Here is a 24,595-nt window from a genome sequence, read left to right on the forward strand (position 1 = left end):
CTGTTCGCCGAAAAATTCTTCACGTGTTTCTCGTTGTATTGGGTATGGAGTTCGGACTGACTCAGGAGCAGGAGCAGCTGCGAGAGGAAGTGCGTCGGTTCGCGGAGAACGAGATCGCGCCCGTCGCCGGCGAGTACGACCGCGAGGAGAAGTACCCCGCCGAGATCGTCGAGAAGGCCGCCGAGATGGGGCTGACGGGCGCCCACTTCCCGATGGAGTACGGCGGCGTCGGCTACTCGACGCTGGAGATGGCGCTGATCACCGAGGAGCTGTTCGCGGTCGACCCCGGGATCGGACTCTGTGTCACCAGCGCCGGCTTCGGCGCCGAGGCGATCATGGAGTTCGGCACCGAAGAGCAGAAGGAGGAGTACCTGCGGCCGATCGCCGAGGGCGAGGCGGTGATGGGCGCGGCGATCAGCGAGCCTCACGCCGGCTCCGACGTGAGTTCGATCTCGACGACCGCGCGGAAGGACGGCGACGAGTGGGTGCTCAACGGCTCGAAGATGTGGATCACCAACGGCTCCGTCGGCGACTACTTCGTCGTGATGTGCGAGACCGACCCCGACGTGGGCGACCGCTACACCGGGTTCTCACAGATCCTCGTCGAGCGCGACCGCGACGGGTTCGAGAGCGAGAAGATCACCGGGAAGATGGGGATCCGCGCAAGCGATACTGCCGAACTCCGGTTCGACGACGTGCGCGTGCCCGAGGAGAACCTCGTCGGCCAGCGCGGGATGGGGTTCCCCCAGCTGATGCAGTTCTTCGACGAGACGCGAACCATGGTCGCGGCGCAGGCGGTCGGTATCGCGAAAGGCGCCGCCGAGCGCGCCCTCGAGTACGCCGAGGAGCGCGAGCAGTTCGGCCGCTCCATCTCGGAGTTCCAGGCGATCCGGCACAAGCTCTCGGAGATGCACACCCGGACCGAGGCCGCCCGGCAGCTGACGTACAAGTCCGCATGGAGCGTCGAGCACGCCGAGGACGATCTCACCATGCTGGCGTCGATGGCCAAGGAGTTCGCCTCGGACGTGGCGACCGACGTGGCCGACGAGGCGGTCCAGATCCACGGCGGCGCCGGCTTCGTCGACGACTTCGACGTGGAGCGGCTCTACCGCGACTCGAAGATCACCCAGATCTACGAGGGGACGACCGAGATTCAGAAGAACATCGTCGCGCGGGAGCTACTGGGCGAGGGGTACTGAGCGTCGCGCGAGGCCCACTCCGCCGACGTGGGGACCCCCGGCGAGGCGCCGCTGCAGTTCAAGCAGTCCTTCGAGATCCGCGAGGGCCAGCGCACGACGTTCACCGCCGACTTCACGCCGGTGAAGCGCGGGCAGACCGGGACGTACCTCCTCCAGCCGGTCGCCTCCGGCACCGAGGTCTCCTACTCGGACGTGACGGAGACCGAGGGGACGACGACCGAGTAAACCGACCGTCGCACCGAGTGGTGAAGCTCTTTGTGCGTGAATGAGAGGAATCCTGTAAGAATGACTCGTCAGGACGATCTCGACCGCTTCTATACACTGCTCGACGAACTTGAGCAGCAAGTCGGCGGGACACGGAAACTCAAGAACTGCACCGGGTACATGGACTGGCCTGACCGCGGCGTCTACTTCTTCCTCGAACCGGGCGAGACACGCGAATCAACCGACCAGTTGCGCGTTACCCGCATCGGGACACACGCAGTGTCTGAAGGGAGCAGCACGACGCTCTGGGATAGACTGAAACAACACTACGGCACGGGCAGCGGGAGTTCCAACCATCCTCACGGGGGCGCTCATCGTGGCTCCGTGTATCGCAAGCGTGTTGGCGAGGCGATTATCGAGAAGCACGGCCTCCACGACGACTATCCCGACTGGGACAAACGCTGGTCGAGTATCAACCGTGATCGGTCAGAGGTCCGTGACGAAGAATACATCCTCGAACGTCGGGTGAGCACCTACATCCGCGAACAGCCGTTCCTCTGGGTGAATCTCGACGACGAACCGAGTGCAGACAGTGACCGGGCGTATCTTGAACGGAACGCTATCGCTCTCCTCAGCAACTTCGACAAGCAACCGATTGACCCACGAGGAGGCGGATGGCTCGGTCGGCACAGCCAGAGTCAGGCGATACGGGAATCAGGTCTTTGGAACGTGAACCACGTCGGCGAGCGGTACGATAGCGGGGTTCTCGAGCTTCTCGAGGATGCGGTCGACGATACGACGCCACCGTAGTGCGCTGGTCCGTCTGGGGCGTCCGGTCGGCCGTCTATCGGAGACTGCGCCGGAGTCCCGCGAACGAAACGCGGCAGTACGCGGTCTCACAACGTTCGTGACTTTTCGTCGCAAATGTCTTGCCGGAAAGTCGGCCTCGGCACTCATAGGGCTCGTCGTCGCCGGATGCCGAGTCCGGCTCGGCCCGGTGCCGTCGTCATCGGCCACCCGAGCGTAGCCGCCGCTGGGGGAAGGCCGTTACCCTTCTGTTGGTCCGCGACGCCGCCCACGTGGCGTCGCGTTCATTGCCCCCCGGATCCACGATCCGGTATGGCTACCACGCTCGAAGGGACGATCCTGCGGGGCGAGTCGTTCACGCCGATCGAGGGGCGCGTCGTCGTCGAGGACGGCGAGATCACCGCCGTCGAGGAGGCGCCGACCGACTCGACGGACATCGTGCTCCCGGCCTTTGTCAACGCCCACACGCACATCGGCGACTCGATCGCGAAGGAGGCCGGCGGCGGCCTCTCGCTGGACGAACTGGTCGCGCCGCCGGACGGCCTCAAACACCGCCTCCTGCGGCAGGCCAGCCGCGAGGCGAAGGTCGACGCGATGGCCCGGAGCCTCCGATTCATGGAGGATTCGGGTACTGCGGCGTTCTTGGAGTTCCGCGAGGGCGGCGTCGAGGGCGTCGAGGCGATCCGCGACGCGCTCGCCGACCGGGAGATCGACCCCGTGATCTTCGGCCGCGAGAGCGCCGACGCCATGCGAGCCGCCGACGGCTTCGGCGCCAGCGGCGCCCGGGACAGCGAGTTCGGCGACCTGCGCGAGGCCTGTCGGGAGGCGGGCAAGCCGTTCGCGATCCACGCCGGCGAGCGCGACCCGCACGACCTCACGCCCGCGATGGACCTCGACCCGGCGTTCCTGATCCACGTCGTCCACCCCAGAGACGAGCATCTCGACCGGATCGAGCGCGAGGAGATGCCGGTGGTGGTCTGCCCGCGCTCGAACCTCGTCACCAACGTCGGTGTCGCCCCGATCCGCGAACTGGTCGAGCGGACCACCGTCGCGCTCGGGACCGACAACGTGATGCTGAACTCGCCGTCAATGTTCCGCGAGATGGAGTTCGCCGCCAAGCTCGCCGACGTGAGCGCGACCGAGGTACTCCGGATGGCGACCAGAAACGGCGCCGAACTCGCGGGGAAGGAGTACGGCCTGATCGAGGAGGGCCGACCCGCGAAACTGCTCACGCTCGACGGTGACTCGGACAACCTCGCCGGCGCGGAGGAGCCGGTCCGCGCGGTGGTTCGCCGGGCGGGCGAGGGCGACGTAAAAGACGTGCTGCTATAACGAAGTACGATCTGACGGGCGTCCGCTCACGGGAACGGGTGGTACGCCCGCTCCGGCCGCGCCTCGTACCCCATCGACGCCGCAACGCGCTCCAGTCGGTCGCCGAAGAACGGCTCGCCGGTGAACAGCGGCTGTGCCTCGGGGATGACGACGCGAACGCCCTCGAACCCCAGTGCGGCCACGTCCCGAGTCGTCGTCCGGGCGGCGTACGGCGTGAGTCCGGCGTCGTCGACGCGGTCGACCAGCGCGTCGAGAGCGGCCTCGCCGGAGAATTCTGCGGCCTCATCGGCGACCGAGTCGGCCGGCACGGTCGTCTCGGGGTGTGTGAGCTCCTGAGCGCGGTCGGGGAAGTCGGCGTACTCGCCGATGGCGCCGCCCTCCTCGCTTGCCTGTTCGGGACCCATGTCCCGGAGTTCGATCCAGTTCTGGAGCGCCTCCGCCAGCGCCCCGGTCGCGGCGTCGACGGGATCGAGCGCCGCCCCGGAACCGGCGGCGAACCGCGGCCACTCGCCGTCGCGGTGGACCGTCGCGGCGACGACCGGCACGTCGACGTCCTGCGTGAGCAGCGTGGCGGAGGCCGTCAGTCCCTCCGCGCGGGCACGCTTCTCGAGTTCGCGGAAGCGCTCGTCGTCGACGGCCAGCCCCAGCGGCTCGTAGTCGGAGTACCACGCGAGCATCGCCGCGTCGCGCTCGATCACCTCCGAGAGCCCCGAGATCGTCGCCTCGATGGTCGAACTCCCGAGGCCGAGCCCGGTGGTGATCGGCGGCTTGATCCGCCGCTCGGGCGGGGGGTACTGGACCACCTCCGCGGGGAGCCAGACCCCAGACTCGTCGACGAGATCCAGTCCCGGCGTCCACGGGCGTTCGGCGTCCGGGTCGGGGTCGTAGCCGTCGCTCGTGACGAAGCGCGTCGATCGGACGGCGTCCTCGAGCGCCGTCCCGGGCGCGTGGCGGAACTCGGCGGTCCGGTAGACGCCGGCGGCGTAGCGCTCCAGCCCCTCGCCCAGCGCCTTCATGTACGCCTCGTTCCAGTCGGCGGCCGCGCCAGCGGCGAAGGGGGCGGCGCCCGCGTCGGAGAACCCCTCCGTCCCCGCGATCGACGCGAGGTAGTACGGGAGCGGGAACGACGCCTGCTCGCCCACCTGTTCGACGAGGCCGACGCGGTCGTCGACGGCCAGTTCCGCTCGGCTGATGGCGTCGTCGAAGTCGGCCTCCCGGTGGGAGAGCGAGAGCGTTCGATCCCGGCCGCCGGCACAGCGACAGTACGGCACCGGCTGGAACCGCCGCTGCACGTCGGTATCGCCGACTTCGACGACGGTCCCGCCCAGATCCTCGCCGGTCAGCAGCCTCGTCGCCCGGCGGCCGGCGACCGCGCCCGCGTAGCGCACGGCGCTGGTGGACGCGGACGGATCGTCGTTTTCCTCTGCGGTCGCGGCGACGCGCCGCTCCAGACAGCGGTAGCAGCCCGAGTCGGGCGTGAACGCCGAGACGGCGGCGGCGACATCGTCGACGGCGTGGCCGCCGACGCCACCGATCTCCACGGCGATCCACCGGTCAAGGGCGTCGCTGTCGGCCGCGGTGCCGAACGCCCCCGCGCCGGCGGCGCCGACGACGAAACAGAGCCCCACGTCGGCGAACTCGTCGCTCCCGGCCTCGACGACGCGCGCGTCGAGATCGCCCATGGCCGCCTCGATCGCGTCGGCGGCGGGGCCGCTCCCGACGATTCCGATATCCATGTCCCGGGGAGGGGGCGCCGATCGCAAAAAGGAACGGGTGCCGGCTTAGCTGGCGAGCATCGACTGTGCGACGCTGGCGAGTTCCGCGGCGTCGGCGTCGTGGAGCCGCTCGTCGCCCAGTTTGAGCCGCAGTCGGGGGCGGCCCACGTCGATCGGGACTTTCTCGGTATCGATCAGGCCAAGCTCCTCGAGGCGGGTCTTGGTCCGGGAGAAGGTTGCCTTCGAGGCGATCCCCACGTCCTCGCCCCACTTGCTGATGTCGTACAGCAGCACGTCGTTCTTCGCGGCGACCAGCAGCGAGATGGTCACCTCGTCGAGCCCGTCGCCGTCGCCGCGGGCGGTCTCCAGCGAGTCGAGCACCGCGTCGAAGTCGGTGCGGGACTGGTCCCCGATGTCGTCGGCCATCGTCTCACGGACCCGCGAGATGGCGGGCGTCCGGAGGTTGAACGCCTCGGCCGCCTCGAAGCGTGCGCTGTAGTCCTCGTAGGCCTGCCCGACGAACGACTCGTCGTCGGTCGAGAGCCCGGCGACGGCGTCGCCCGCAGTGACGACCGCGATGGTTCGCTCCTCGGTTACGAGCAGGGCGTTGTCGACGCCGTCGGCGAGCGTCCGGAGTTCGAGGCTCCCGGCCTCGACCAGATCGGCGGCGTTGCTGGCGACGAGGAAGTCGTCCATCACGTCCTTCAGCATGCGCTCGTCGGCCAGCAGCTTCACCGTCGGGAACTCGCCGTCGAACTCGGTGCCGAGCTCGATCAGCGCCTCCACCGCCGCCGCGGAGGGTCCCACGAACAGGACCTCGTCTTCGGCGTCTTCGATGCTCTTCCGGAGGATATCCTCTATTTCTTCGCCGAGTAAATTCGAACTCATTCCTACGAGAGTATATGCGGCACTCGGTATTTAATATTAACGGGTATATCGCCGTCTCAGGGCTTCTACCGGAAATTCTGAACTCGATTAGATGGGAAAACAACCTGACGGAGTCGTGTGAAGAAGGTAACTCTTTTCACGGTCGGCAAGGTATGGTATTTCATGGCACGAAACGTTACAGTACCCAGCATCGGTGTCCGGATCGGCGAGTTCGTCGCGCGCCACCCGCGGCTCGTCGTCGCGATCGCGGCGACGATCCTGCTTCTGGCGGCACAGGACGGGGCGCTGGCCGCCGACGGGACGCTCGTGGAGCCGGCCGACGACGCGTCGGCCGACCCCGGTCCCGAACCGATCGACGACTAACGATCAGCCATCTCGGCGGCGAACTCCTCGGCGAGTTCGGTACACCAGTGGATGTCGCCGCGGTAGACCACGGGGAACTCCCCGCGTCGGAGGAACTCGACTACCTCGGCGGCGTCCATCTCGAGTTCCCACTCGTTTCCGATCAGCACCGGCGGGCAGTCCCGGTCGACGTTGATGAACGCACGACCGCCGGCGAGCGACGGCGACAGCATCCCGTGGGTGAGGGTGAACGAATCGCCGTCCCGGGACAGCTCCGCCTCCGTTCCCGCCAGCGAGTCCGTCTGCGTCAGGACGTGTGTGCCGTCGCCGACGACCGCGTAGTCCTTCCCCATAATGACTCGCCGGCGGGCCAGCGCGAGCGCCCGCTCGATCGCGTAGCCGTGGGCGACCAGCCGGGCGAACATCGTCCCGACCTTCGCGGCGTGGCTGTTGAGCACTTTCTCGAACGTGACCGCGCCCGCGACGCTCCCCTTCCGGACCAGCGCCTTCCCCTCCTCGTAGGAGCCACAGGCGTTGAGGAAGAACGTCTGGACCCGGGAGCGATCGACCGACGAGACCGAGAGCGTCCCGTCGGGACAGCGTAGCCCCGACGGCTCGCAGTGGCCGACGAAGTGGAGCAGGTCGTGGCGCTGTTCGATCACGCTCGCGAGTTCGTCGACGGTCAGCGACTCCCGCACGTCGATGTCGATGTCGAGCCTCTCGGCCCGCCGTCGGTAGATGTCGGCGGCCCGGGAGTGCTCCTCCCGCATCTCGGCGTCGTTGAGCACCGCGACCACCGAAATCGGGCCGTCGGCCCGCCCCCGGTAGAGCGATCGGTTCTCGTAGGCCGCCGGGAGCGTCTTGAACGTGTCCATGGCGACGCCGTCGGCCAGCCAGCCGTGGTAGCGGCTCGGCCCCAGATCGGCGTCCCGGAGCTCGACGGGGTCGGGGGCGGCCACGCCCGACCGGTAGAACGCCGACAGCGAGCTGTCGAGCCGGTCCTCGTCGCTCAGCGGACTACTCCGGGGGGTGAACAGCTGCGGCACGTCGTCGAGCATGAACGGGAGACACCGCACCCCGTCGTACGTCGGCTCGACGTACATCGAGAGGTGCCACTCCGGGAGCGTGTCGGCGACGGCGTCGATATCGACCTCCCGGTACGCCAGCAGCCGGTCGGCGATCGCCGCGTCGTAGAGCGCGTCGGCGTCGATGGGGAGCCGATCGAGCAGGTCGGCCTCTCGGACGGCGGCGTCGTGGGGGCCGGCGGTCCGAACCAGACAGTCGAGCCAGAACGTCCGCCGGAGCAGCGCCGCGACCCGCTGCTCGTAGCGTCGCCCCTGCCCCAGACCGATCCGCTCGTCCCCGACGCGGAGCGACGGCTCGGCCCCGTCGGCGACGCTGACCTCGGCGCCGAGGTAGTGTGCCAGCGGCGCCGCCGGCAGCAGCGCCGACAGCGAGCGGGGGAGCCGGAGTTCGACCGACGAGTCGGGCACCGCCTCGCGAACGGAGTCGGGGATCGAGACGGTTTCGCCGAACGTCAGCGACGGCGGGCGCTCTCGCATCGAACTGAACGACCGATCGGCGGTCGTCGACCGGAAGGCGGCCGGAAACGTCGAGAGCGCCGTCGCGACCCCCTCCGGAGTTCGGGGGACGGTCACCGACTCCCGCGCCGCGTCGGCGCGGCTCTGGAACCCCAGCGTGACCGCCGTCGGCCCGGGGAACGAGACGACGGTTCGGTCGAACTCGGGCTGGGCGAGGCTGAACGGGCCGTCCACCCGGAGGAACGTTCGGACGGGTGCGGCGATCCGGAGCTTGTACGCGCCGGCGGGGAACGAGACCGGTCCCTCGCGGCCGCCCAGCGTGGTCGACGCCTCGCTGTCGACGTCGTCCACGGCGACGACGACGGGCGGGAACTCCAGCCGCTCGGTCCGGCCGGCGACCGTGGCGTCGACGGGGGCGTCCAACGCCGGCGCGCCGGCGGCCGACTCCCATCCCTCGGCCTCGACGCGGACGGCGGTTTTGGCCTCGTCGACGGCGCGGACGCCGTCCCCGTCGATCTCCACATCCATGCGTCCGTCCCGCGATACGTGAGGCAGACGCTAAATCTCTGTCGGGCGCCGCCGGCGACAGTCAGGCTTAACCCGGACCTGGCCCCGGTTGCGGGTATGGAGCACGATCACGTCCGGCACGTCGATCCGGAGCTCGCGGACGCGCTCGAGGCCGAGACCGACCGCCAGCGGGACACGATCACACTGATCGCCAGCGAGAACCACGTCTCCGAGGCGGTGATGGACGCCCAGTCCAGCAGCCTCACCAACAAGTACGCCGAGGGCTACCCCGGGCAGCGATACTACGGCGGCTGTGAGCACGCCGACACCGTCGAGCAACTGGCGATCGACCGCGCGAAGGAGCTGTGGGGCGCCGAGCACGTCAACGTCCAGCCCCACTCCGGCTCGCAGGCCAACATGGCCGTCTACATCGCCGCGCTCGAACCCGGCGACAAGATCCTGAGCCTCGATCTGACCCACGGCGGCCACCTCAGCCACGGCCACTCCGCGAACTTCGTCGGCGAGCACTTCGAGGTCCAGCACTACGAGTGCGACGACCAGACGGGGTACATCGACTACGAGGGGCTGGCCGAGCAGGCCGAGGCGTTCGACCCCGACATGATCGTCTCGGGCTACTCCGCCTACCCCCGCGAGGTCGAGTGGGAGCGCATCCAGGCGACCGCGGAGTCCGTCGGCGCCCTCCACCTCGCCGACATCGCCCACATCACCGGACTCGTCGCCGCCGGCGAACACGAGTCGCCGGTCGGCGTCGCCGACTTCGTCACCGGCTCGACCCACAAGACGATCCGTGCCGGCCGCGGCGGGATGGTCATGTGTGGCGAGGAGTGGAGCGAGGCCGTCGACAAGGCCGTCATCCCCGGGATGCAGGGCGGCCCGCTGATGCACAACATCGCCGGCAAGGCGGTCGGATTCAAGGAGGCGCTCACGCCGGAGTTCGAGGAGTACGCCGCCCGCGTCGTCACCAACGCGGAGGCGATGGCCGAGCGCCTGCGCGACCGCGGCCTCGATCTCGTCTCCGGCGGCACCGATACCCACCTCGTGCTCGCGGACCTGCGCCCCTCCCACCCCGACACGACCGGGAAGGAGGTCGAGGAGGCGCTCGAGAAGGCCGGGATCGTCCTCAACGCCAACACCGTGCCCGGCGAGACCCGCTCGCCGTTCAACCCCTCCGGCATCCGCGTCGGCACGCCGGCGATCACGACCCGCGGGTTCACCGCCAGCGACTGCCGGACCGTCGCCGACTGCATCGCCGACGTGGTCGACGCGCCGGAGGACGAGGACGTGCTGGCCGAGGTCTCCGAGACGATCGGCGAACTGACCGAGAAACACCCGCTGTACGAGTAGCGGGAGCGGGACGGATTTATCACTCGTGAACTGGAGTGAACGATAGATGGGTACCAACCTCCTCTGGGTCGGTCCGCCGGAGCCACCCGAGACGGTCGTCCGCCTCGCCGAACGGCGTGGCTGGTCGCTCCGGAGCGCCGACCCGGAGGACGGCGCCGGTGCGGCGACCCGATACCGCCCCGCGGCGGTCGTCGTCGGCACGGACGACGCCGACCTCGACCGGCTCCGTGCGGCCGCCCCGGCGTCGATCGCGTACTGCCCACCGACGACGACCGCCGAGGGGGTCGGTGCCGCGAGCGCGGCCGGCGTCGACGTGGTGCTGCCACAGGACACCGACGAGTGGGGCGTCGACACCCTCGACGACCGCCTCGCGGCCGTCGAGTCGGCCTCGGCCTCGATCGCCGACGGCATGGGGTCGAACCACGACACCCCGCGGGAGGCCGCCGGCGACCCGCCGGCGCCGACTGGGACCGCGACGCCGACCGACGGACGCCCGCCGCGGGGGACGCTGACTGTCGACGAGGAGGGACGGATCAGCTACGTGGGCGAGCGCGCCGCCGAACTGCTTGGCCGGGACGCCGAGGCGTTACTGGGTCGCGAACTCCAAGAGGCGCTGCCGTGGGCCGACCTCGGCCGGCTGGAAGCGATGGACGATCTCGACGCCGGCGACGGGACGGTGGCGACGGCCGAGCGGTTGATGCCGGCCAACCGCTGGCTGGAGCTGACCGCCCGCCCGACCGAGGCGGGCGCGACTGTCACGGTCGTCGAACTCGATCCGGCCGAGCGCCGGCGCGTCGTGCTCGACCGGCTCCACGGTCTCACCCGCCGACTGTTCGCCGCCGAGACGCCCGACGCGATCGCGGAGATCGCCTGCGAGGCGGCCCGGGACGTGCTCGGCCTGGAAGTCGTCGTCGTCCGCCTCGCCGACTCGGCGAACGACGGACTTCGGGTGGCGGCGGAAACCGACCCGGTCGAGGAGCTGATGCCCGAACGGTCGCGCTACGGCGCCGGCGAGAGCATCTCCGGGACCGTCTACGAGGAGGGGAGCCCGCAGATCTCGCTCGACCTCGACGAGGCGCGGTTCGGCGAGGTCAGATCGACCATCTCCCTCCCGTTGGGCGACCACGGCGTCATGAGCGTCGGCTCGACCGCCGCCGACGCGTTCGACGAGGCCGACGTGTCGCTGGCGCGGCTGCTGTCGACGACGGTGACCGCGGCACTCGATCGGGCCGAACGCGAGACGCAGCTTCGCCGTCGGGAGGCGGTGCTCGAATCGGTGCAGGGGATGGTGTTCGTGCTCGACGAGGACCGGCTGGTCGACTACGTCTCGACGCCGCTGGCCGAGCGCCTCGGCGTGAGTCGGGAGGAGATCGTCGGCAAACACGTCGTCGAGTTCGTCGACGTGACGGAGTTCTACGGCGCGGAGAGCCGGCTCCGCGAGGGGGTGTCGGAGCTCTCGCTCGACGTCCACATCGACTCGCCGTCCGGCGAGTCGTTCCCCGCCCGGGTCGAGCTCTCGGTGCTCGACCACACCGAGCGCGGGCGGACGCTCGTCGGGATCGTCGAGGACCGCTCGACGCTGGCGGAGACCCGCGAGGACCTCCGCCGGGAGCACGAGCGCCTGTGGACGCTGTTCGAGAACCTCCCCGACCCGGTCGTCGACGCCGAACACGTTGAGGGCGGGCCGGTGATCCGGGCGGCCAACGACGCGTTCGCGGACGTGTTCGGCGTCGACCGTGAAGCGATCGTCGGACAGCGAATCGACGAGGTGCTCAGCTTGCCCGCCGGCGAGCAAGCCGGCGACACGCCGCCGGAAGCAATCAACGAGCGGGTCCGCGAGGGGGAGGTGACCGGGGCGAAAGTCCAGCGGGAGACTGCCCACGGCGCGCGCACCTTCCTGTTCCGGGGAATCCCCTACGCCGAGAACGGCTCCGTCCGCGCGTTCGGCATCTACACCGACGTGACCGAGATCGAGCGGCGCGAACGCCACGTGAAGGTGCTCGACCGACTACTCAGGCACAACCTCCGGAACGATCTCGGCGTCGTGATCGGTCGGGCCGAGAACGTGCTCGATCGCGCTGACGACCCGGAGATCGAGTCCGAAGCCGCCGCCCTCGTCGAGGCCGCCAACGGGCTGATCGACCTGAGCGACACCGCAAAGCGGATTCGGCGAATCATCGAAGGTCCCGAGACCGAGCGGTCGACGATCGGCGTCGCGAGCCTGTTCGGAACGGTCGCGGCCGACGCCCGGGAGCAGTTCCCCGAGGCGACGATCCGAGTCGAGGACGACCTCGACGATTTCGCGGTGCTGGCCACGTCGGACCTCCGGCTCGCGCTGGAGGAACTGGTCGAGAACGCGATCGTCCACGGCGCCGACGACCCGACGGTCGACCTCCGGGCGGAGCCGTTCGAGCCTGCCCCCGGAGAGTGGGTCGATCTGCTCGTCGTCGACGACGGGCCAGGGATTCCGGAGGCCGAGCGCGCGGCCATCACGGGCAGCCGCGACATCACGCAGCTCCAACACGGCAGCGGGCTGGGGCTGTGGCTCGTCCGCTGGGCGGTCGAGTCCGTCGGCGGCGACGTGTCGTTCGAGCGTCGGGACGGCCACACCGTCGTGCGACTCCGCCTCCGCCGGGCGACGGAGTAATCCACGTTCTTGCCTACTCGAAACAGTTTCGGACATTTTCTATGCACGTATCCGAGGGTTGAAGTGGGCGTAGCCCCCCGTATCGACCGTGAGCGAGGCCATTCAGGAGCGAGCCGACCGGGCTGACGTGATCGACGGCGAGGCCGTCGCCGCGGCGGTGCGCGAGACGGTCTCCGAGGCGGTCGATCGCCTCCGGAGCGAGGGCGTGACCCCGGGGCTGGCGACCGTGCTGATGAGCGACGACCCCGCCAGCGAGACGTACGTGCGGATGAAGCAGCGGGACTGCGAGGACGTGGGTATCGAGAGCCGCCACGTCGAGATCGACACCGACGCCCCCCAGTCGGAGCTGTTCGAGACGATCGACGAACTCAACGCCGACCCGGCGATCGACGGGATTCTGATCCAGCGGCCGCTAACGGAGGGCGTCGACGAGCCGGCGGCGCTGCGCCGGGTCGACCCCGAGAAGGACGTCGACGGGTTCCACCCGGAGAACGTCGGCCGGCTCGTGACCGGCGACCCCCGGTTCGTCCCCTGTACGCCGCTGGGGATCCAGCGGCTCCTGATCGAGGCGGGCGTGGAGATCCCCGGCTCGGACGTGGTCGTCGTCGGCCGATCGGAGTTGGTGGGGAAGCCCCTTGCGAACCTCCTGCTCGGCCGCGGCGACGACGCGGACGCGACGGTGACGGTCTGTCACTCGAAGACCGACGACCTCGCGGCCCACGTCTCCCGTGCGGACGTGGTCGTCGTCGCCGCGGGCGTCCCCGAACTCGTCACCGGCGAGATGCTGGCGCCCGGCTCGACGGTGATCGACGTGGGGATCAACGCTGTCGGCGAGGGCGACGACCGCGAACTGGTCGGCGACGTCGAGTACGAGAGCGCCTCGAAGGTCGCCGGCGCGATCACGCCCGTCCCCGGCGGCGTCGGGCCGATGACCCGGGCGATGCTGCTGCGGAACACGGTGACGGCCGCGGCTCGGCAGTCGGGTGTGGATCTCGATCTGGAGTAGACTGTCGGCGTCTGGACTGCTCCGATAGAAAATTTAGCGACGACACGATAGTCGTCGCCCGTCACGCGCCGTGGCTGATTTTTACTCCGTGACGACCGTCACCGGTCCCTCGAAGTCGAGGATGACGCGCTGGGTCACGTCGCCGAAGATCGCCTTCCCGGTGGGCGAGCGGCGCTGGCCGGTCATGAAGATGTGGTCACAGCCGTGGTTCTGCGCGCCGTCGATCACGGTCTCGGCCCGGTCGCCGACCGCGCCGGCGGTCTCGTACTCGATATCGACGCCCTCGAGCGTCTCGACGCCGATGTCGTTCGCGAAGCTGCGGGCGCCCTCCAGCGCCTGCCCGACGGAGTAGCTCACGTCGGCCTCCGGGATCGCCTCCAGCGCCTCGCGCTCCTCGGCGTACTCCTCCTCGCTGACGACACAGAGCAGCGTGAGCCGGGCGTCGACCCCCGCGGCGAGTTCGCCGGCCTCCCGAACCAGATCCTTTGTCACGTCGTCCGGCCCGACGACTGCGAGTGCGTGTTCCATACGCCGCAAATGCGAGGGTCCGGTGATAAAGCTGGCTGAAAACACGTTATCACGTGGCGAACAGGCGGGGGCGGCTGTACGGCCGGACGTGCCCCGCGCTCCCGCGATCGAGGAGACAGGCCCACTCCCGGCCTCCTCCGGCGTCCGGCCGTCGGCTCGTCAGGTCACGGGGAGGGTGGTCGCGCGATCGCCCTTCAACTCTCGGTCAGCCCGTCGAGCCGCTGGCGTGCGGTGGCGAGTGCCGACTCCTCGCCGTTCAGGTAGCGGTACAGGTCCCGACACGCCCGGACGAGCGACTCGACCGTCTCCGGTGGGAGGTCACCCTCCAGCGCCTCGAGCCGCTTCCCCTGATCGCGAATCCGCCCGAGCGTCCGGCGGGCGTCCTCGTCGGGAGCGTCGTCGAGGTAGGCCGCCACGTCGTCACGGTAGGCTTCGACGGCCGCCGCGTACGCCAGCCCCCGGGCGGGCGCGAGCGACTCCGGCACCTCGTCGGGCGCGGGGCGCTCGCCGTCGTCGGCGCCCTGAAGCAGGTCGAGCAGGTACCGCTCGGCGGCCTCCCGATCGGGATCGTCGTACTCGGCGCCGAAGCGGGCGTCCCGGCGGTAGTCGGTGATCGCCGCGCGGAGTTCCCCGACCGCGAGGTACGTGTCGTCCAGCGGGAGCAGTTCGCCCCCGCGGAGGAACCCCCGCTTTCGGAGGTACGCCCGGCAGTCCGACGCCACGCTGTCGGCGATATCGAGGATGTCCTCCCCGTCCGCGAGCGCGGTTCGGTGCGGCGTGAGGTCGATCTCGGCGGGGCTGTCGGTGTGGTGCCGTCGCTCGTCCTCGACCGCGACGCTCCGGAGGCTCCCGCAGTCCGGACAGCTCGCCTCCCCGGTCTCGTAGTAGGACCAGCGCGTGCCGCAGTTCTTGCACTCGCGCTCGCCGCGGATCTTCATGTCCGGCCGTCGGAGCGCCGGCGGCAAAACGACGGTGGTCGGGAGCCGTGTCCACCGACGACGGCGAGCGACCGACCGAGTCCCGTGTGGCTCGATTTTGGAGTGATGCCGTGGTCGTATGTGAGCCCGCCTCGTCCACCCGTCACCGATAAATGGCGACCCGCCCAATCGTCGGGCACGATGTCCCACCCGACATCCGTCGAGGATAGAGGAAGCCGTCGACAGGCGGCTGATCGAGAAATCGGTCGGCGCTGACGCCACCCGGGACGGCGAACTGGTTCTGTCGCTCCCCGACGGCGAGCACCGGCTCTCCCGCGAGGCCGCCACGGCGTTGCGGGACGATCTGACCGCGGCGCTGACGGGGCGCCGGGAGTTCGTCCGGACCGCGGGCGAGCACCGCCCGGACGGCAGCTACGTCGTCTCGCGCCGGGGCGCCGACTCCGCGGGCAACGCCAAGCAGTTCCGCGACTTCCGGACGATAACCGCGCTGTACGACCGGCTGCCCGGGCGGTTCGACGCGAGCGCGGTCGCGGATGCCGCCGGCGACGACGCGGTGTCGGGGAGCCGCCGACACCTGCTCGTCCGGCACTTCGCCGAACACCCCGCCTTCGACTGCGAACTGGTCGCCGAACAGCCCCTGACCGCCGAGAAGACCGCTCCCGACGACGGGCGTGATCGGGCGGCCGCCGTCGTGCCGACGGACTGACTGCGGCGTGGCTGCCGCGGCGTCAACGCTTTTCTCGCCGCCGCCCGACCGATCGCACATGACGTTCTCCATCGTCGCCAAAGCGGACGACGCGATCGGGATCGCCGTCCAGTCGAAGTTCGTCAGCGTGGGCTCGGTCGTCCCCTTCGCGGACGCCGAGGCGGGCGCGATCGCGACACAGAGCTTCGCGAACGTCGCCTACGGCGAGGACGGGCTCGAACATCTCCGGAACGGGCTGACCGCCGAGGAGACGATCGAACGGCTGACCGACGAGGACGACGAGGCCGAGCGCCGGCAGGTCGGCGTCGTCGGCACGGACGGCTCCGTCGCCGGGTTCACGGGCGAGGACTGCTTCGACACCGCGCTCGACGTGCAGGGCGAGAACTACACCGTTCAGGGGAACATCCTCGAGAACGAGGAGACGATCCACGCGATGGCCGAGACGTTCGAGGAGGCCGACGGCGGCCTGCCCGAGCGGCTTCTCGCCGCGCTGGAGGCCGGCGACGAGGCCGGCGGCGACAGCCGCGGCAAGCAGGCCGCGGCGCTGTACGTCGTCAAGCCCGAGGGCGGCTACGACGGCGGAAACGACCGCTGGATCGACGTGCGCGTCGACGACCACGAGACGCCGATTCAGGAGCTCGAACGCGTGTTCAAGCTGTACGACGTGACGCTGCTGGCCCGGGAGGAGCCTGAAGAGGTGACGGAACTCACCGGCGAGACCGCACAGGCGGTCGCCGACACGCTGGTCGATCTGGGTCACCTCGACGCCGAGGACGCGGAGACCGTCGCCGCGTTCGCCGAGCCTCAGCGCGAGGCGCTGGAGGCGTTCCGCGGGATGAACAACTTCGAGAACCACTCGCTGCCCGTCGTCGAGGACGCGCTGGCCCGCGGCTGGGACGACGCCGACGGCGAGGGCGAGCAGCGCATGGTCGACGCTATCTGGCACGGGCTTCAGCGGCTGGAGCGGGAGTAGCTGGATCCACGAACCGCGTGGTCCCCGAGTAGCGGAACTGGCGGCCGCGCCCGACTGCGCCGTCACGCCCAAGCGCCCCCAGGTTCTACCTCGCTTCATGCGCGACGAGTCGGAGATCCGCGAGCAGTACGAGTTCCTGCAGGAACAGCTCGACAGCGAGGAGATGAACCACGAGGGCGTCAGGGAGATGTTTACCTACTACAAGCGGGCGCTGGGATGGGTGCTCGAGGAGGAGCACATCTAGTGTCGGATTCGGGACAACGCTACGTTTAATGGCGACGACGACAAACGACCGATGACGCTTCGTCTGGAGGGCCGAAGCGTCAGCGGGGACCGTTTCGACGCCGGGCCGGGCCGGTTTTCTCGGCCCGCCCGGCGTTTTCGTTCTCACGTTCGTCAGTCACTGCTCCGTCGGTTCGTCTCGCCGACCCGTCGGTCGGGCTGGCACCCGGGAACCGACCCGTATCGGGCGTCAACGGCCGTCATCGTGCCGATCTGCGTAATCTTTATCAACGTTCCGAAATAATTGGTAAATAACACGATGTACGATCTCACCGGGTTCCAGCGCGACCTCCTGTACGTCATCGCGGGCGAGGGTGAGCCACACGGGCTGGCGATCAAAGCGGAGTTGGAGGAGTACTACGAGTCGGAGATCCACCACGGGCGGCTCTACCCCAACCTCGACACGCTGGTCGAGAAGGGACTCGTGGAGAAGGGCCAGCGCGACCGGCGGACCAACTACTACACGCTGACCCGCCGCGGCACCCGCGAGATCGAGGCACGCCGGGAGTGGGAGAACCAGTACGTCGACCTCGACTAACCCTCGTCCCCGGTCGCCCCCGGTGTCTCTTCTTCGTCCCCGCTGAACGCGAACTCCCCGGCGCCGACGGTGATGTAGCTCGGGTCGACCGCGTACGGCTCGATCGCCTCCCCGGAGATCAGTTCGGGGAGAACGACCCGGGTGAAGTGGACGACGAACACCAGCAGCATCGGCATCAGGAAGATCCCGTACCAGCTGAACAGCAGCGGCCCAAGCGTGTACGCGAGCATCAGCGCACCCACGTGGAGCGACCGCCCGGAGACGTACGGCCGGAGCACGAGATCGGGGATCGTGTCGACGATCACGAACGACACCGCGACGAAGGCGACGACGAACGCGAACCCGCCGGCCGTCCCCGCGAGCGCCGACTGGATCGCCAGCACCAGCGCGACCGGCACGTAGACGAGTTTCATCCCCACGACGGGGATCAGGCTCGCGATGCCGGCGAGCATCCCCACAAGCGCCGCCGCCGGGATCGACCCGCCGGGGGGCGCGAACACGTTCAGCACGGAGTAGGCGATCACGGCGATCGTCCCGGTCAGGATCGCGTTGAGGATGTTGCCGAAGAAGATCGAGTTGAAGTCCCGGTCGACCGCGCCGAAGAACGTCCGAACGGTCCCGCGGTCGTCGTCGAAGTTCCGGACGAACCAGCGCGCGAGCCGGTGGTCCTCCCGGAGCAGGTAGAACGCCATCGCCAGCATCACGAACAGGTGGATGCCGGCGATGCCCAACACCGCGACGGTGCCGAACGCCGATTCGATCGACCCGAGCAGCCCCGACAGGTCGGCCGACGTGAGCATCTCCACCATCCCGCCCTGAAGCAGGCTCTCCGGGTCGGCGATCCCGTCCAGTAGCGCCGGGTCGATGCCGAGCTGTTCGACATCGATGGTGGTCGTCTGGGCGTAGCGATCGAGCTCCTGCAGTACGATGGTGAGCGCGTACCCCACCAGCACCAGCGCCGGCAGCACCAGCGCGAACAACGACACGGCGGCGGCGAGGCTGGGGCTGTCGAGCGCGCGCCGGAGCTGCCGGTAGATCGGCCGGGTCGCGTAGTAGACGAAGAGGCCGAACACGAACGTCCCGACGAAGGAGTAGGCGATGAACACCAGCGCGCCCGCGAGCGCGACGCCGAGCGCCCCCCACGCCAGTCGCCCCTTGTCGACCTCCAAGAGCTCCATACCCCCCGAGGGGACCGGCGCGAGTATAAGCGTGTTCCCGGCCCGAGCGCCGCACCAGCCCGTAGACATTTACGTGCCGGGTGCGGTACGTAGCGACCCATGCCGCCGCTGCAGGCCGACACGCTGTTCGCCGCCCCGCTGTCGGAGCCGGTGGTCCGGCTGACGATCGCCGCCGCGCTGGGGCTGTTCCTCGGCCTCGAACGCGAGTGGTCCGAGAAGTCGGCGGGCGTGCGGACGTTCTCGCTGTTGACGCTGTCGGGCGCGACGACGACGCTGCTGGCCGAACGCGTCGCCACCACCGGCGCGCTGGTGGCGGTCGGCGGCCTGCTCGTCCTGTTGATGGGCGGGCTGCTCGCGGTCCGGGAGCTCCAGAGCGACAGCGAGGACGCCTCGCTCTCGCTGACCACCAGCGTCTCGATGTTCGTCGCCTACGGGATCGGCGCGCTCGTTGCGGGTGGGCTGGTGATCGAGGGGGTGACGGTGGCGGTGCTCTCCTCGGCGCTGCTGGTGCTCAAACGGGAGCTTCACTCCTTCGCCGGCGGCCTCGACCGCGCCGAACTGCGCTCCTCGACGGAGTTCGCCGTGCTCGCGTTCGTGATCTACCCGATCCTGCCCGCCGAGGAGATGGACCTCTTCGGCGTCGGCTTCCCGCCGCGGGTGGCGTGGCTGATGGTCGTCACCGTCGCGGGGATCGGGATCGCGAACTACGCGCTGGTACGGAGCTACGGCGGCCGCGGCGTCGCTATCACGGGCTTTTTCGGCGGGCTGGCGTCCTCGACCGCGGTCGTGGGCTCGATGCTCGATCACGTCCGCCAGCGCGACTCGGTGACGGAGTACGCCGTCGCCGCGGTGCTGCTGGCCGACGCCGCGATGGCCGCGCGCAACCTCGGGATCGTCCTCTTCTTCACGCTGACCTCGGGCGTGCCCGTGCTCGTCGCGGCGGCGGCGCCGCTGGGCGCACTGGTGCTCGCGAGCGTGGGCGCGGCCGCGCTGACCGCCGACTGGGACACGTCGCTCGACGTCGAACTCGAGAGCCCGTTCTCGATGCGGAACGCGCTCACCTTCGGCGCGGTGTTCGCGGTGATCCTCGTCGGCTCGGCGTTCGCACAGGCCCGCTTCGGCACCGCGGGGCTGTTCGTCAGCGCGGCGATCTCGGGGCTGGTCTCCTCGGCGGGCGCGACCACGTCGGCGACGCTTCTGTACATCGGGGGCGGCGTCGCCGGCGGCCCCGCCGTGATCGCCGTCCTGCTCGCGTCGGGATCGAGCATCGCGGTCAAGGCCGGGCTCACCCTCTCGGGGCCGCGGCGGTTCGCCCGCTCGGTGGCTATCTGGTCGGTGCTACTGCTGGCCGTCACCGCGGCGGTGGCGGGGGCGGCGATCCTGTTCGGGCCGGGGTTCTGAGCGGACCGCCAGCTTAACAACAGCCCCTCCGCTCTCTCAAGCATGGACCGGGACACTGCGGAGCCGGAGGTCACCGACCTCCCCGGCGACCGAGCCACGGAGTGGGTCGACTACCACCACGAGTTCGCGGCACCGAGCACGTACGTCTACGAGTTCGTCTGGGACCACACCGCGCCCGCCGAGGGTCCGTTCTGTACCGACGTCGACGGCAACGTGCTGATGGACTTCACCAGCCACGTCGCCGCGGCGCCGCTGGGGTACAACAACCCCAAGATCACCGAGCCGCTCTCGGAGTTCGACCTGTTCGACCCGGTGAAGATCGCCGGACAGGACTTCTACGCCTCCGACGGGAAGCCGCCGGGCGAGGGGCTGCCCGGCGCCGCAGGGCTGATGGATCGCATCACCGCCACCGCCGAGGAGTTCGGCATGGACACCGTGTTCCTCTCGAACTCCGGCGCGGAGGCGGTCGAGAACGCGATGAAGATCTCCTACGACCACACCCCCCTCGGGAAGTACGCACTCACCTTCGAGGGCGCGTTCCACGGCCGGACGCTCGGCACGCTCTCGCTCAACCGCTCGAAGGAGGTGTACCGCCGTCGCTTCCCCGAGATCGCGTCTGTGCACGACTTCCCGTTCTGTGCCTGTGACGGCGCGCCCGAGGACTGCCAGTGTGGCTACTTCGCGGGCGGCACCTCCGCGCTGCGCTCGAAGCTCGACCCGAAGACGGGCCACGTCAACCCCGAGGAGGTCGCGTTCCTGATCATGGAGCCGATCCAGGGCGAGGGCGGTTACCGCTTCCCCAGCGAGGCGTTCGCCCGCGACGTGGCCGAGGTCACCGAGGAGCACGACATCACGCTAATCGCCGACGAGATCCAGTCCGGCCTCGGCCGCACCGGCGAGTGGTGGGCCTCCGAGCACTACCCGTTCGACCCCGACGTGATCACCTCCGCGAAGGGGCTGCGCGTGGGCGCGACCGTCTCCGATTCGGAGATCTTCCCCGAGGAGACGGGGCGGCTCTCCTCGACGTGGGGCGCGGGCGACATCGTGGCCGCCGCCCGCGGCGCGTTCACCATCGACGCCATCGCGGAGTACGACCTGCTCGACAACGCGACCGAGCGCGGGCAGCAGTTCCAGGAGATCCTCCGGGACGCCGACCTCGACGGCGTCACCAGCGTCCGCGGCAAGGGCCTGATGCTCGGAATCGACTTCGAGTCGAAGGAGCTGCGTGACGATATCGTCGACGCCGCCTTCCAGCGCGGCCTGCTGCTGCTTGCCTGCGGGCAGAAGACGATCCGCGTGCTGCCGCCGATGGACGTGACCGAACGCGAGATCGAGCTCGGTGCGGAGCTGTTCGTCGACGCGGTCGAAGCCGCGAACTGAGCGTCTGCGGTTGCGACTTGAGGCGGAACTCCTGTTCTCATCCTCCGCGAGCGAACGCAGTGAGCGAGCGGGCCGACGAGCGACCAACGGGAGCGAGGAGGCTTTTGGCCGAGCTTTTGCCAGGGAGCGAGCGAAGCGAGCGACCGCAGCAAAAGGTCGGGCTACATGTTGTACCGCCGGTCCTCGTCGCGCTCGGGGTACTGATCGGCGCCGGTCATCTCCTCGTAGGTCGCGCCCGCGAGGTACTCGTCGTAGGTCACGTCGTAGCCGGTCCGGAGGTGGAAGTCGAGGTCGCCGCTGCTGACGGCCTGCTGGAACAGCGCGTGGACGCCGCGGCGCAGGAGTTCGTCGGTGTCGGTGCCCATCGCTGCCGACAGCATCGCGAGCTCGTTCCGTGTCTCCGGGTCGAGGTCGACGGTCGTCTCCTCGCCCAGCGCGGCGTAGTTCGCGGTCACGTTCTCGTCGAGATCGTCGAGGCTCATGCCCGACGGTTCGGCGGGAGGGGAATACGGCTTGTGGCTCGCTCGCCGGTGATGGGCAACCGGGGTGGGATGGCTCGTTCGCCGGCATCGGTCGGGCAGCGCGGGGGCTTACGGTCCTCAGTCCTGTGGGATCTCGGCCGGAGTCGCCGCGGTCGCGACGCTCGCGGGGACGTAGCGGTCCCAGAGGGTCAGCAGGCTCGGCAGGACGAGGACGCTCATGGCGAACGCCGTCGTCATGGCGACGACCACGATCGCCCCGAAGCTCTGGAGCTGGGGGTGGGGAACGAGCGCGATGGTGGCGAACGCGCCCGCTGAGGTGAGCGTGCTGCCCAGCAGCGCGCCACCGGTTCCGGTGACGGCGGCTTCGAGCGCCTCGAACGTGCCCGCGCCGGCGCGGCGTTCGTCGGCGAAGCGGTCGCCGACGTGGATGTTGTAGTCGACGCCCAGCCCGATGACCAGGCTCATCAGCAGCGCGGTCAGCAGCGTCAGCGGGATCGAGAGGACGGCCATTCCGCCGATGACGAGCCCGAGCACCAGTGCTATCGGGACCGAGACGACCAGCCCGAGCGTGGCGCTGCCGTGCATGTACTCGAACACGGCGGCCAGCGTCAGCGTGATGGCCGCGAGCGCGAGCACCATCGTCGTGAGGATCCCGCCGACGACCTCGCCGAGCACCGCATCGTTGACGGCGAGGTTCCCGACGACGGTCGCGGTCCGATCGTCGCCGTCGGCCATGCGGTCGGCGCCCTCGGCGAGCTCCGGGACGACGTCACTGGCATCGGCGTAGTCGGCGTCGAGCGATAGGGTCACGAGCAGGGACTCGTACTCGCCGTCGTCCCGCTCGATGACGCTGCTCGCGACCTCGCTGTCCGCGGCGTAGAACGCGTCGTACACCCCTTCCAGGTTCCGATCGGGCACGCCGTCGCCGTCCGTGTCGGCGTCGTCGAGGACGGCCGCGAACGAGTCGTTCCGCGCGGCGACGGACTGCATCGCCGTCACGGGCGAGCGGACCCCGGGGGTATCCGCGCGATCGACCACCAGCCCTTGCTCGTCGATGTAGTCGACGCCGCGCCGGAGATCCTCGAGCGTGTCGTCGCTCGTGACCTCGCCCTCTATCAGGATCGGCTCCTGTGTGGCAGCCTCGGCGCTGGCGGGCTGGTACACCTCGTCGACGTGTTGGCTCCGTTCCGGGACGGGGTGGGGGTCCCAGCCGATCGGGTCCGGCAGCTCCTGTTTCCACTCCGCGACCACGCCGTCGTTCTGCTGGTAGCTCTCCTCGTCGAGGTCCGCCCACGCGACGCCGCCGGCGCTCCCGACGACGAGTGTAAGGACCAGCACGGCCGGCGCGGCGCGCCGTGCGACGGTCACCGCCTTCGTGAGGGCCGGCCGGAGGTAGCGCCCGTGACCGAGCGCCCGCTTGTGGCGGTCGATCCCGGCGCGTTCGAGCAGCCCGTCGACTTCGATCTTGAGCGCGGGGACGACCGTGAGGAAGATCAGCAGCGCCGAGACGACGCCGAGCGTGATCGACACGCCGAGATCGCGGATCAGCGGCAGCGGGTTCGAGAGGTTCGCGAGAAACCCGATGGCCGCGGTGACCGTGACGAGCACTAGCGCCGTAGCGACGAGGCTCACGCCGCGACGCATCGGTTCGCGGATCGCCTCCGCCTCGCCGCGCTGTTCGCGGTAGCGGTTGAACACGTGGAAGCCGTAGTCGATGCTCAGCCCGGCGACCAGCACCACCGGGATGATGCTGGTCATGCCGGCGGCCACGCCGAGCCAGCCGAGCAGGCCGAACATCCACACCACCGAGAGGGCGACGCCGACCATGCCGACGACCACGTCGACGAGGTCACGGTACGCGAACCCGAGCACGACGAGGATGAACGCCAACGCCGCCGGCACTACAAGTTCGACCATCTCCCCGAAGAAGTGGCTCCTGGCGTCGCGCATGGCCGCAGAGTTCACCACGAAGAAGCCGGCGGCGGAGCGCTCGCTCGCGCTGTGGTACAGCGCCGCGGTCGCGTTGTCGACGGTCCCGTTGCCGGCGTCGGCGTCGAACGCGACGAGCAGCCGGCGGTCGGTCGCGGTCGTCTCGTTCCGCCCGTGATCCGCGGGCAGGTAGCGCAACGCCCGCGGATCGTTCGACAGCGTCCGGCCGACCAGCCGTTCGACCTCGGCGGGCGTCGCGCCCTCGAGCGCCCGGATCTGCTCGTCGAGCGAGGCGTTCGGGCTGCCGGCCGCACGCTTCGCGACGAGGTTCGAGAGCCCCGTGACGCCGTCGTCGTGGAGGGCGGCGTCGATCGTCTCGTTCTCGCGTATCGTCCGTTGGTAGCGTAGCCCGGCGAGTAGGGAACTCTTCGAGAGGACGTTGCCGTCGTCGTCCCGGACGTACACGGCCTCGAAGCTGCGGTCCGGGCCGTCGTCGGACCCGCCGAACTGGCTCTGTGCGTACTGTGCCTTCTGCACGCGCTCGACGTCGTCGAACGCGTCGGCGTCGGCGCCGGCCTGACTCCCCGTGTCGAGCTGGGGGATCCCGGCGACCACCACCCCCGACAGGAGGACCATCACCAGCAACGTAAGCCGGGTGTGTCGCGTGACGAAACCGATCGCGTCCGACAGTCTGTCTCGTGACATCG

21 protein-coding genes and 1 pseudogene are annotated in these 24,595 nt (G+C 69.5%); 14 read left to right on the forward strand and 8 right to left on the reverse strand.

Features of this window, described 5'->3' with window-relative positions; translation table 11 throughout:
• Window positions 1–44: 44 nt before the first annotated feature.
• From ACYQZ5_RS02925 to ACYQZ5_RS02940, 4 genes and pseudogenes are all read left to right on the forward strand, one after another.
• On the forward strand, window positions 45–1,199 hold the full coding sequence (locus ACYQZ5_RS02925; protein ID WP_379730709.1) for an acyl-CoA dehydrogenase family protein: 1,155 nt from the start codon (window positions 45–47) through the stop codon (window positions 1,197–1,199).
• A gap of 9 nt (window positions 1,200–1,208) precedes the next feature.
• Window positions 1,209–1,424 (forward strand): annotated as a pseudogene (locus tag ACYQZ5_RS02930) (DUF4382 domain-containing protein); the annotation flags it as partial.
• Between the two features lie 60 nt (window positions 1,425–1,484).
• Window positions 1,485–2,213, forward strand: coding sequence for a GIY-YIG domain-containing protein (locus ACYQZ5_RS02935; protein ID WP_379730710.1), 729 nt, complete (start codon window positions 1,485–1,487; stop codon window positions 2,211–2,213).
• A 309-nt stretch (window positions 2,214–2,522) separates the two neighbouring features.
• Complete coding sequence (locus tag ACYQZ5_RS02940; RefSeq protein ID WP_379818751.1) at window positions 2,523–3,542, forward strand: amidohydrolase family protein; 1,020 nt, start codon at window positions 2,523–2,525, stop codon at window positions 3,540–3,542.
• A gap of 26 nt (window positions 3,543–3,568) precedes the next feature.
• Here the strand turns inward: ACYQZ5_RS02940 and ACYQZ5_RS02945 are convergent, their stop codons facing one another.
• Together ACYQZ5_RS02945 and tbsP are read right to left on the reverse strand one after the other, a co-directional pair.
• Window positions 3,569–5,278, reverse strand: coding sequence for a YcaO-like family protein (locus tag ACYQZ5_RS02945; protein WP_459845095.1), 1,710 nt, complete (start codon window positions 5,276–5,278; stop codon window positions 3,569–3,571).
• Between the two features lie 45 nt (window positions 5,279–5,323).
• Complete coding sequence (tbsP, locus tag ACYQZ5_RS02950; protein ID WP_379732402.1) at window positions 5,324–6,145, reverse strand: transcriptional regulator TbsP; 822 nt, start codon at window positions 6,143–6,145, stop codon at window positions 5,324–5,326.
• Window positions 6,146–6,307: 162 nt separating this feature from the next.
• Between tbsP and ACYQZ5_RS02955 the strand changes: the two genes are divergently transcribed.
• The gene (locus ACYQZ5_RS02955) at window positions 6,308–6,508 is read left to right on the forward strand and encodes a hypothetical protein (RefSeq protein ID WP_379732401.1); all 201 of its coding nucleotides are present in this window, start codon (window positions 6,308–6,310) and stop codon (window positions 6,506–6,508) included.
• On the opposite strand, the gene ACYQZ5_RS02960 is transcribed toward ACYQZ5_RS02955, so the two are convergent.
• Window positions 6,505–8,550 carry a hypothetical protein gene (locus ACYQZ5_RS02960; protein WP_459845098.1) on the reverse strand — a complete coding sequence of 682 codons (2,046 nt, stop codon included), beginning with the start codon at window positions 8,548–8,550 and terminating at the stop codon, window positions 6,505–6,507. The two genes, ACYQZ5_RS02955 and ACYQZ5_RS02960, sit on opposite strands and share 4 nt — an antisense overlap.
• Window positions 8,551–8,652: 102 nt before the next feature.
• Here ACYQZ5_RS02960 and ACYQZ5_RS02965 point away from each other — a divergent pair, with 102 nt between their 5' ends.
• The 3 genes from ACYQZ5_RS02965 to ACYQZ5_RS02975 all read left to right on the forward strand — a co-directional run bounded on the left by ACYQZ5_RS02965 (window position 8,653) and on the right by ACYQZ5_RS02975 (window position 13,553).
• Window positions 8,653–9,900 carry a serine hydroxymethyltransferase gene (locus tag ACYQZ5_RS02965; protein ID WP_379732709.1) on the forward strand — a complete coding sequence of 416 codons (1,248 nt, stop codon included), beginning with the start codon at window positions 8,653–8,655 and terminating at the stop codon, window positions 9,898–9,900.
• A gap of 46 nt (window positions 9,901–9,946) precedes the next feature.
• Window positions 9,947–12,547 carry a PAS domain-containing protein gene (locus ACYQZ5_RS02970; protein WP_459845100.1) on the forward strand — a complete coding sequence of 867 codons (2,601 nt, stop codon included), beginning with the start codon at window positions 9,947–9,949 and terminating at the stop codon, window positions 12,545–12,547.
• An 88-nt stretch (window positions 12,548–12,635) separates the two neighbouring features.
• Window positions 12,636–13,553, forward strand: a complete 918-nt coding sequence (locus ACYQZ5_RS02975) for a bifunctional 5,10-methylenetetrahydrofolate dehydrogenase/5,10-methenyltetrahydrofolate cyclohydrolase (RefSeq protein ID WP_379732049.1) — start codon at window positions 12,636–12,638, stop codon at window positions 13,551–13,553.
• Between the two features lie 81 nt (window positions 13,554–13,634).
• On the opposite strand, the gene ACYQZ5_RS02980 is transcribed toward ACYQZ5_RS02975, so the two are convergent.
• Window positions 13,635–14,081 (reverse strand): universal stress protein, encoded by a 447-nt coding sequence (locus tag ACYQZ5_RS02980; RefSeq protein ID WP_379732051.1) that lies wholly within the window; start codon window positions 14,079–14,081, stop codon window positions 13,635–13,637.
• A gap of 194 nt (window positions 14,082–14,275) precedes the next feature.
• Complete coding sequence (locus ACYQZ5_RS02985) at window positions 14,276–15,019, reverse strand: DUF7117 family protein (RefSeq protein ID WP_459845102.1); 744 nt, start codon at window positions 15,017–15,019, stop codon at window positions 14,276–14,278.
• Window positions 15,020–15,293: 274 nt separating this feature from the next.
• On the opposite strand from ACYQZ5_RS02985, the gene ACYQZ5_RS02990 reads away from it, so the two are divergent.
• The 4 genes from ACYQZ5_RS02990 to ACYQZ5_RS03005 all read left to right on the forward strand — a co-directional run bounded on the left by ACYQZ5_RS02990 (window position 15,294) and on the right by ACYQZ5_RS03005 (window position 17,518).
• Window positions 15,294–15,725, forward strand: a complete 432-nt coding sequence (locus ACYQZ5_RS02990; protein ID WP_459846586.1) for a DUF7528 family protein — start codon at window positions 15,294–15,296, stop codon at window positions 15,723–15,725.
• Window positions 15,726–15,783: 58 nt separating this feature from the next.
• On the forward strand, window positions 15,784–16,698 hold the full coding sequence (locus tag ACYQZ5_RS02995; RefSeq protein ID WP_459845105.1) for a DUF1028 domain-containing protein: 915 nt from the start codon (window positions 15,784–15,786) through the stop codon (window positions 16,696–16,698).
• Between the two features lie 97 nt (window positions 16,699–16,795).
• Window positions 16,796–16,942, forward strand: coding sequence for a hypothetical protein (locus tag ACYQZ5_RS03000; RefSeq protein ID WP_202594678.1), 147 nt, complete (start codon window positions 16,796–16,798; stop codon window positions 16,940–16,942).
• A 297-nt stretch (window positions 16,943–17,239) separates the two neighbouring features.
• A complete protein-coding gene (locus tag ACYQZ5_RS03005) occupies window positions 17,240–17,518 on the forward strand; it encodes a PadR family transcriptional regulator (protein WP_379732210.1) in 279 nt (92 codons plus the stop codon).
• Here ACYQZ5_RS03005 and ACYQZ5_RS03010 read toward each other — a convergent pair.
• The gene (locus ACYQZ5_RS03010) at window positions 17,515–18,696 is read right to left on the reverse strand and encodes an AI-2E family transporter (protein ID WP_379732211.1); all 1,182 of its coding nucleotides are present in this window, start codon (window positions 18,694–18,696) and stop codon (window positions 17,515–17,517) included. The two genes, ACYQZ5_RS03005 and ACYQZ5_RS03010, sit on opposite strands and share 4 nt — an antisense overlap.
• 99 nt (window positions 18,697–18,795) lie before the next feature.
• On the opposite strand from ACYQZ5_RS03010, the gene ACYQZ5_RS03015 reads away from it, so the two are divergent.
• The gene (locus ACYQZ5_RS03015) at window positions 18,796–20,097 is read left to right on the forward strand and encodes an MgtC/SapB family protein (protein WP_459845109.1); all 1,302 of its coding nucleotides are present in this window, start codon (window positions 18,796–18,798) and stop codon (window positions 20,095–20,097) included.
• 42 nt (window positions 20,098–20,139) lie between these two features.
• Window positions 20,140–21,477, forward strand: a complete 1,338-nt coding sequence (locus ACYQZ5_RS03020) for a class-III pyridoxal-phosphate-dependent aminotransferase (protein WP_379731966.1) — start codon at window positions 20,140–20,142, stop codon at window positions 21,475–21,477.
• A 161-nt stretch (window positions 21,478–21,638) separates the two neighbouring features.
• Here the strand turns inward: ACYQZ5_RS03020 and ACYQZ5_RS03025 are convergent, their stop codons facing one another.
• Together ACYQZ5_RS03025 and ACYQZ5_RS03030 are read right to left on the reverse strand one after the other, a co-directional pair.
• Window positions 21,639–21,959 (reverse strand): ribbon-helix-helix protein, encoded by a 321-nt coding sequence (locus tag ACYQZ5_RS03025; protein ID WP_379731967.1) that lies wholly within the window; start codon window positions 21,957–21,959, stop codon window positions 21,639–21,641.
• Window positions 21,960–22,076: 117 nt separating this feature from the next.
• Entirely contained in the window at window positions 22,077–24,524 is a 2,448-nt protein-coding gene (locus ACYQZ5_RS03030; RefSeq protein WP_459845114.1) for an efflux RND transporter permease subunit, read from the reverse strand.
• Window positions 24,525–24,595: the final 71 nt, after the last annotated feature.

Source organism: Halolamina salina, from assembly GCF_054653455.1.

What these genes read in the sequence shown, in the direction of transcription:
- ACYQZ5_RS02925 (WP_379730709.1), top strand. Translation starts at nt 45, where the DNA reads ATGGAGTTCGGACTGACTCAGGAGCAGGAGCAGCTGCGAGAGGAAGTG.
- ACYQZ5_RS02935 (WP_379730710.1), top strand. Translation starts at nt 1,485, where the DNA reads ATGACTCGTCAGGACGATCTCGACCGCTTCTATACACTGCTCGACGAA.
- ACYQZ5_RS02940 (WP_379818751.1), top strand. Translation starts at nt 2,523, where the DNA reads ATGGCTACCACGCTCGAAGGGACGATCCTGCGGGGCGAGTCGTTCACG.
- ACYQZ5_RS02945 (WP_459845095.1), bottom strand. Translation starts at nt 5,278, where the DNA reads ATGGATATCGGAATCGTCGGGAGCGGCCCCGCCGCCGACGCGATCGAG.
- tbsP (WP_379732402.1), bottom strand. Translation starts at nt 6,145, where the DNA reads ATGAGTTCGAATTTACTCGGCGAAGAAATAGAGGATATCCTCCGGAAG.
- ACYQZ5_RS02955 (WP_379732401.1), top strand. Translation starts at nt 6,308, where the DNA reads ATGGCACGAAACGTTACAGTACCCAGCATCGGTGTCCGGATCGGCGAG.
- ACYQZ5_RS02965 (WP_379732709.1), top strand. Translation starts at nt 8,653, where the DNA reads ATGGAGCACGATCACGTCCGGCACGTCGATCCGGAGCTCGCGGACGCG.
- ACYQZ5_RS02970 (WP_459845100.1), top strand. Translation starts at nt 9,947, where the DNA reads ATGGGTACCAACCTCCTCTGGGTCGGTCCGCCGGAGCCACCCGAGACG.
- ACYQZ5_RS02980 (WP_379732051.1), bottom strand. Translation starts at nt 14,081, where the DNA reads ATGGAACACGCACTCGCAGTCGTCGGGCCGGACGACGTGACAAAGGAT.
- ACYQZ5_RS02985 (WP_459845102.1), bottom strand. Translation starts at nt 15,019, where the DNA reads ATGAAGATCCGCGGCGAGCGCGAGTGCAAGAACTGCGGCACGCGCTGG.
- ACYQZ5_RS02995 (WP_459845105.1), top strand. Translation starts at nt 15,784, where the DNA reads ATGACGTTCTCCATCGTCGCCAAAGCGGACGACGCGATCGGGATCGCC.
- ACYQZ5_RS03000 (WP_202594678.1), top strand. Translation starts at nt 16,796, where the DNA reads ATGCGCGACGAGTCGGAGATCCGCGAGCAGTACGAGTTCCTGCAGGAA.
- ACYQZ5_RS03005 (WP_379732210.1), top strand. Translation starts at nt 17,240, where the DNA reads ATGTACGATCTCACCGGGTTCCAGCGCGACCTCCTGTACGTCATCGCG.
- ACYQZ5_RS03010 (WP_379732211.1), bottom strand. Translation starts at nt 18,696, where the DNA reads ATGGAGCTCTTGGAGGTCGACAAGGGGCGACTGGCGTGGGGGGCGCTC.
- ACYQZ5_RS03015 (WP_459845109.1), top strand. Translation starts at nt 18,796, where the DNA reads ATGCCGCCGCTGCAGGCCGACACGCTGTTCGCCGCCCCGCTGTCGGAG.
- ACYQZ5_RS03020 (WP_379731966.1), top strand. Translation starts at nt 20,140, where the DNA reads ATGGACCGGGACACTGCGGAGCCGGAGGTCACCGACCTCCCCGGCGAC.
- ACYQZ5_RS03025 (WP_379731967.1), bottom strand. Translation starts at nt 21,959, where the DNA reads ATGAGCCTCGACGATCTCGACGAGAACGTGACCGCGAACTACGCCGCG.
- ACYQZ5_RS03030 (WP_459845114.1), bottom strand. Translation starts at nt 24,524, where the DNA reads ATGGTCCTCCTGTCGGGGGTGGTGGTCGCCGGGATCCCCCAGCTCGAC.